The organism is Amycolatopsis sp. 3B14, from assembly GCF_050958625.1.
Lineage (GTDB): Bacteria > Actinomycetota > Actinomycetes > Mycobacteriales > Pseudonocardiaceae > Amycolatopsis_E > Amycolatopsis_E thermoflava.
Genome location: NZ_JBHZEN010000120.1, coordinates 1 through 6,732, shown reverse-complemented (window position 1 = coordinate 6,732; position 6,732 = coordinate 1). Strand labels below are relative to the sequence as shown.

The window sequence follows — 6,732 nt, the reverse complement described above, 5'->3', positions numbered from 1 at the left end:
CACATCCGGTGAGCCGCCCGCCGTCCGCCCCACGCCGCGCAGGCTGAAGTGGACCGACGCGATGCTGAAGCAGCTGTCGCCGCAGGTGCTGGCCGGCTGAGCCGCGCTAGTCGCGGATGATGACGTCCACTGCGTCCCGGAACCGGTACGGGCGGTGGTCGAGCACGTCGGGGAGTCGTTTGCGCAGCCGGGACAGCTCGGCGCGGACGGTGACGGTGCGGGAGGGGTCGCCGAACAGGCGGGCCGCGAGTTCGGTGGCGGTGAGCCCGGCCCGGTGGCGGGCCAGTTCGAGCAGGATGTCCCAGTGGCGGGGGGACAGGCGGTGCGTCCAGCTGCCCGTCTCACCCTCCACGACGAGGCTGGGACGACCGCCGGAGCCCGGGTCGAGCACGACCCGTGCGACGGCCGGGCGTTCGTCGTCCACCGGCCGGACGAGGACGCCGTCGGGCAGGAGCTCGACGGTGCAGTGTCCCAGCGCGGGCAGCCAGATCCGGTCGGTGTTCAGGGTGCGGGGGAGCGGGACGCGGTCGACCGGCGGCAGCCCTTTGGCGGCGGCGACCCAGCCGGACCGGTCCAGCACCAAAGCCGGTCCGGCGACCTTTGGCAGCAGCGGCGCGGCCGTGGCGCGGAGCCGGTCGAGGGCGCAACGGTGGTCTTCCCGCAGGCTCGCTTCGGCCAGGCCCGCGAGCGCGGTGACGAGCGCGAGGATCGCGGGGTGCGCGGTCGAGACCGGTCCGCTGATGTCGACCGCGCCGAGCAGCGTGCCGTCCCGGGGGTCGCGGATCGGCGCGGCCGCGCAGGACCATTCGTGGTGGTTGCGTGCGTAGTGCTCGGTCGAGTGCACCTGGATCGGGCGCCGCTCGACGAGCGCGGTGCCGATGGCGTTGGTACCGACGGTGTTCTCCGCCCAGCAGGCGCCGTCCACGAAACCCAGCCGGTCGGCCCGCCGGGCCACGCCCGGATGCCCTTCGCGCCACAGGACCAGCCCGTCGGCGTCCACGATCACCACGATGTGCCCGGTGTCCCCGGCGAGCGGCACCAGCCCGTCCCGCAGTGTCCGCACCGCCTTCCTGGTCAGGCCGCAGCCGGCGCGGCGCTCCTCCAGGTCGCCGGGGGACACGGGATCCACGGCGGCCCGGTCCGGATCGACACCCTGGCGGCTGACGCGAAGCCAGGACTGCGAGATGACCGGGCGGGGCGCGGTGCCCGGCCGGCCCCCGGCCAGGACGAGGTCCTGTGCGCGGGCCACGTTCCGCGCGTACTGCCGCGGGTCGGCGGTGAACGGGTGGTGGCGCATGGCTCCCTGCCGGTCGCGTCGGTGATCCCAGCTCCGAGCAGGGAACCGCGCCGGCGGCCCGGGCGGCAAGGGTTGCAGGGAGTTGCACGTCCCGTTCCCGCACCGCAACCCCCTGCAACGCTGGTCCCGCGGCCGCGGGCGCTCCTACGGTCGGCGTTCACACCGACCCGACCAGCTGAGGAGCGCCATGTCCCTGAACAGGCAGGCACTGTTGCGTGCCTATCGGAGGATGTCCGAGATCCGCGCGTTCGAAGACCGCCTCCACGAGGAGAACGCCACCGGCGACATCCCGGGGTTCATCCACCTCTACTCCGGTCAGGAGGCCATCGCGGTCGGCGTCTGCGAGAACCTCGCCCCGACCGACTACATCGGATCGACCCACCGCGGGCACGGCCACTGCATCGCGAAGGGCTGCGACATCGACGGCATGATGGCGGAGATCTTCGGCAAGGACGCCGGACTGTGCCACGGCAAGGGCGGATCGATGCACATCGCCGACCTCTCCGTCGGCATGCTGGGGGCCAACGCGATCGTCGGCGGCGCGCCCTCGCTCGCGATCGGAGCCGCGCTCAGCGCCAAGACGCTCGGCAACGGCGGGGTGGCCGCCTCGTTCACCGGCGACGGCGGGTCCAACCAGGGCACCGTGTTCGAGGCCATGAACATGGCCGTCGTCCTGAAGCTCCCGATCGTCTTCGTCATCGAGAACAACGGCTACGGCGAGGCCACCGGCACCGACTACGCGGTGGGCGCTCCCGACATCGCGGCGCGCGCGGCGTCCTTCGGCATGCCCGCGGTCACCGTGGACGGCACGGACTTCTTCGCCGTGCACGACGCGGCGCGGGAGGCCGTCGAACGGGCGCGCACCGGTGGCGGCCCGACGACCATCGAGGCGCAGGCGCACCGGTGGTTCGGCCACTTCGAGGGGGACGCGCAGCTGTACCGGACGCCCGAGCAGGTCGCGGAGCTGCGCGCCACCCAGGACCCGCTGCGGATCTTCCGCAGCCGGGTGGACGCCAGGAAGGTGAAGGCGGCCGAGTTCGACGCGATCGACGAGGAGTCGCGCGCCCGCGTCGACGCGGCGGTGGCGAAGGCCCGCGCGGCCGCGTACCCGCCGGCGGAGAACCTGCTGACCGACGTCTACGTCTCGTACTGAGAAAGGGAAATCCCATGGCCACGTCGAAGAAGACGTACCGCGAGGCGATCAAGGACGCTCTCGCCCAGGAGATGGCGCGCGACGCCACGGTGGTGCAGATCGGTGAGGACCTCCGCGGCGGTCAGGCCGGCACCAACCCCGACCTGGAGACCAAGAAGATCGAGGCGTTCGGCGGCGTGCTGGGCGTCACCAAGGGCCTGTGGACCGAGTTCGGGTCCGACCGGGTGATCGACACCCCGATCACCGAGTCGGCCATTATCGGGATGGCGGCAGGGGCCGCGCTCACCGGGCTGCGCCCGGTCGCCGAGCTGATGTTCATGGACTTCTTCGGGGTCTGTTACGACGCGCTCTACAACCAGGCCGCGAAGTTCCGGTACATGTTCGGTGGCAAGGCCCGCACCCCGATGGTGGTGCGCGGCATGATCGGCGCCGGGTTCTCCGCCGCCGCCCAGCACTCGCAGTCCCCGTACAACGTGTTCGCCGCGGTACCGGGCCTGAAGGTGGTCGCGCCGTCCAACGCCTACGACGCCAAGGGGTTGCTGATCCAGGCGATCCGGGACGACGACCCGGTCGTGTTCTGCGAGCACAAGACGCTCTACGACCAGAAGGCCGAGGTGCCCGACGAGGCCTACACCCTCCCGTTCGGCGTCGCCAACTACACCCGCGAAGGTGACGACGTCACCGTGATCGCCTTGTCGGCCATGGTGAACCGGGCCAACGAAGCCGCCGACAAGCTCGCCGCCGAAGGCATCTCCGTCGAGGTGGTCGACCCGCGCACGGTGTCCCCGCTGGACGAGGAAGGCGTGCTGGAATCGGTGGCCTCCACCGGACGGGTCGTGATCGTCGACGAATCCGCCGCCCGCTGCGGTTTCGGGCACGACCTCGCGGCGTTGATCTCGACCAAGGCGTTCGGGTCGCTGCGCGCGCCCATCGAGCTGGTCACCCCGCCGCACACGCCGGTGCCGTTCTCGCCGGCGCTGGAGCAGGCGTGGCTGCCGAGCGCGGCGCGGATCGAAGCCGCTGTTCGCAAGACGCTGGCGGTCTGATCATGAGCGACATCAAGCTGATCGAGATCCCGAAGTGGGGCCTGTCCATGGAGGAAGGCACCGTGACCGCGTGGCGGCTGGCGGAGGGGGCCGGCTTCCGCAAGGGCGACCTGCTGTGCGAGGTCGAGACGAGCAAGATCACCAACGAGATGGAGGCGCCGTTCGACGGCGTGCTCCGGCGCGTCCTCGCGCGGCCCGGCCAGACCCTGCCGGTCGGCGCGCCGATCGCGGTGTCGGCTCCGGAGAGCGTGAGTGACGACGAGATCGAGCGTTTCCTCGCCCGGCACGGGACCGGCGCGCAGGGGGATACCGCGCCGGTCGCGGCCAACGGTGACGGTGCGAGCCTCGCCGATCCGGTGCCGGCGCGTCCCGCCGCCCCGGAACCGGGCCCGGCGGGGGACACGGTCGTGCCGCCGGAGTTGCGGGGACGGATCGGCGAGGACGTCTTCGCCACCCCCCGCGCCCGCCGCCTCGGCCGGGAGCTGGGGATCGACCTGGCGAAGGTGCCGGGCAGCGGCCGCGATGGCCGGATCTCGGTCGCCGACGTCCACGCCGCGGTCGGCGCGGCCGGTGGACGGGTCGCGCCCGCGCCCGCACCGCCCCGCCCCACCGTGCCGGGACGCTCCAGCCAGGACGACAGCGCGGTGCCCGCCACCCCGGTGGCCCGCCGTCTGGCCGCGCGGCTGGGCATCAACCTGTACGACTGCCGCGCCACCGGCTCCCGCGGCCGGGTGTGCGAGGCGGATGTGCGGGAGGCCGAGCGCAGGTTCGGCCTGACAGCCGCGCCCGAGGTTCCCGCGGCTCCCGCCGAGAGCGGCGCGCGGGTCGAAACCGTGCCGTTGTCGCCGATGCGCAAGGAGATCGGGCGGCGCCTGCAGGCCTCGAAGCAGACCGCGCCGCACTTCCGGGTGAGCGTCGACCTGGAGATCGACGAGCTGCTGGCGTTGCGCGAGCGAATCAACGGGACCGTGCCGAAGGTGAAGCTGTCGGTCAACGACTTCCTGATCAAGGCCTGCGCGGCGGCGCTGCGGCGGGTGCCCGACGTCAACGTGCAGTTCGACGAGAGCGCGCAGGCGGTGCTCCGGCACTCCGCGGCCGACATCTCGGTCGCCGTCGCGCTCCCCGGCGGCCTGGTCACCCCGATCGTCCGGGCGGCGGAGGGCAAATCGCTCGCCGAGATCTCGGCCGAGGTGCACAGCCTGGTCACCAAGGCCAAGACCGGCAGGCTGCGGCCCGAGGAGTTCCAGGGCGGCACCTTCACGATCTCCAACCTGGGCATGTACGGGGTGACGGAGTTCGACGCGATCATCAACCCGCCGCAGGGCGCGATCCTCGCCGTCGGTGCCGGACGGCCGTGCCCGGTCGTCGCAGGCGGGGAGGTGGTCGTGCGCACGCTGCTGACCGCGACGTTGTCCTGCGACCACCGCGTGATCGACGGCGCGCTGGGCGCGGAGTTCCTGCGGGAGCTCAAGCGTCTCGTCGAGTCGCCCGCCCTGATGCTCGTCTAGGAGGACTGCCATGAGCGAGAAGTACGACGTCCTCGTCGTCGGCAGTGGCCCGGGCGGTTACGTCGCCGCGATCCGCGCGGCCCAGCTGGGGCTGCGCACCGCGGTAGTCGAGCGCGACCGGCTCGGCGGGATCTGCCTGAACTGGGGGTGCATCCCGACCAAGGCGATGCTGCATGGGGCGGACGTCGCGCACACCCTGGCCAACCTCGAGCCGCTCGGGTTCCGCGCCGCCGGGGTCACCTTCGACATGGCCGGGCTGGTGAAGTTCAGCCGCTCGGTGTCGGAACGCTTGTCGAACGGGATCGGCTACCTGCTGAAGAAGAACGGTGTGGAGGTGATCACGGGCACGGCCCGGTTGGCGGGCCGGGGCGAGATCGACGTCGCCGCGGACGGTGCGCGCACCCGCTACCGGGCGGACCACACGATCCTCGCGACCGGAGCCCGGCCGCGCTCGATCCCCGGCGTGGCGCCCGACGGCGAGCGCGTCTGGACCTACTTCCAGGCGCTGACGCCGCCGTCACTGCCGGAGTCGCTGCTGGTCGTCGGGTCCGGCGCGATCGGCGTGGAGTTCGCCAGCCTCTACCGCGACCTGGGGACCGCGGTGACGCTCGTCGAGGCGATGCCGCGCATCATGCCGGCCGAGGACGCCACGGTCGCCGAGCACGTCCGCAAGCGGTTCACGGACCGCGGCATCACTGTCCACCAGGGAGCGTCGGTGTCCGGTGTGGACGCCGGGATCGACGCGGTCACCACGACCCTGACCCTGTCCGACGGGTCGGCGGAGAAGATCACCACCGAACGGGTCCTGGTCGCCGCGGGCATCCAGGGCAACGTCGAGGACCTCGGGCTCGAGGAGGCCGGGGTCGAGGTCGAGCGCGGGTTCGTCCGCACCGACGAGTGGTGCCGGACCACCGCGTTCGGCGTCTACGCGATCGGTGACGTCGCGGGCGCGCCGTGCCTGGCCCACAAGGCCAGTCACGAAGGCGTGCTGTGCGTCGAGAAGCTGGCCGGCGTCGAGCACGTCCGGCCACTCGACCGGCGGCGCGTGCCGGCCTGCACCTACGCGCGGCCGCAGGTCGCGCACCTGGGCCTGACCGAGGAGCAGGCGCGCGCCACCGGGCGGCGCCTGCGGGTCGGCAGGTTCGACTACACCGCCTCGGGCAAGGCGCTGGCGATCGGCGAGGGCGACGGGTTCGTCAAGACCGTGTTCGACGCCGACACCGGTGAACTGCTCGGCGCGCACATGGTGGGCCCGGAGGTGACCGAGCAGATCCAGGGGTTCGGGATCGCCCAGTCCCTCGAGGCGACCACGGAGGACCTCGCCGAAGTCGTGTTCGCCCACCCGACGCTCTCCGAAGCGATGCACGAATCGGTCCTGGCCGCTCTGGGGCGCTCGCTCAACAGCTGACCAGCCCGGTTCTCCTGCCGCGCCGCGACCCGGCTCCGGCGCGGCAGGAGAACCGCCACGTCCCGGAGGTGACTGTTGTGCCTGAAGGTCGGAAGCTGCTGCGGCTCGAGGTCCGCAACAGTGAAACGCCGATCGAGAAGAAGCCGTCCTGGATCAAGACCCGCGCGAAGATGGGGCCGGAGTTCACCGAGCTCAAGGGCCTGGTGCGGCGGGAGGGCCTGCACACGGTCTGTGAGGAGGCGGGCTGTCCCAACATCTACGAGTGCTGGGAGGACCGCGAGGCGACCTTCCTCATCGGTGGTGACCAGTGCACCCGCCGC

At 72.2% G+C, this 6,732-nt stretch carries 5 protein-coding genes and 1 pseudogene; 5 read left to right on the top strand and 1 reads right to left on the bottom strand.

Annotated features, from left to right (window positions below):
* Positions 1 to 106 precede the first annotated feature (106 nt).
* The gene (locus ACCP09_RS39765) at positions 107 to 1,297 is read right to left on the bottom strand and encodes a GAF domain-containing protein (RefSeq protein ID WP_433754249.1); all 1,191 of its coding nucleotides are present in this window, start codon (positions 1,295 to 1,297) and stop codon (positions 107 to 109) included.
* 187 nt (positions 1,298 to 1,484) lie between these two features.
* Here ACCP09_RS39765 and ACCP09_RS39760 point away from each other — a divergent pair, with 187 nt between their 5' ends.
* The 5 genes and pseudogenes from ACCP09_RS39760 to ACCP09_RS39740 all read left to right on the top strand — a co-directional run.
* Positions 1,485 to 2,450 carry a thiamine pyrophosphate-dependent dehydrogenase E1 component subunit alpha gene (locus ACCP09_RS39760; RefSeq protein ID WP_027929442.1) on the top strand — a complete coding sequence of 322 codons (966 nt, stop codon included), beginning with the start codon at positions 1,485 to 1,487 and terminating at the stop codon, positions 2,448 to 2,450.
* Between the two features lie 14 nt (positions 2,451 to 2,464).
* Positions 2,465 to 3,496 carry an alpha-ketoacid dehydrogenase subunit beta gene (locus tag ACCP09_RS39755; protein ID WP_237338456.1) on the top strand — a complete coding sequence of 344 codons (1,032 nt, stop codon included), beginning with the start codon at positions 2,465 to 2,467 and terminating at the stop codon, positions 3,494 to 3,496.
* Between the two features lie 2 nt (positions 3,497 to 3,498).
* Positions 3,499 to 5,004 (top strand): 2-oxo acid dehydrogenase subunit E2, encoded by a 1,506-nt coding sequence (locus ACCP09_RS39750; RefSeq protein ID WP_433754246.1) that lies wholly within the window; start codon positions 3,499 to 3,501, stop codon positions 5,002 to 5,004.
* 10 nt (positions 5,005 to 5,014) lie between these two features.
* On the top strand, positions 5,015 to 6,412 hold the full coding sequence (gene lpdA / locus ACCP09_RS39745) for a dihydrolipoyl dehydrogenase (RefSeq protein ID WP_237338454.1): 1,398 nt from the start codon (positions 5,015 to 5,017) through the stop codon (positions 6,410 to 6,412).
* A gap of 68 nt (positions 6,413 to 6,480) precedes the next feature.
* A pseudogene (locus tag ACCP09_RS39740) lies at positions 6,481 to 6,732 on the top strand (lipoyl synthase); the annotation flags it as partial.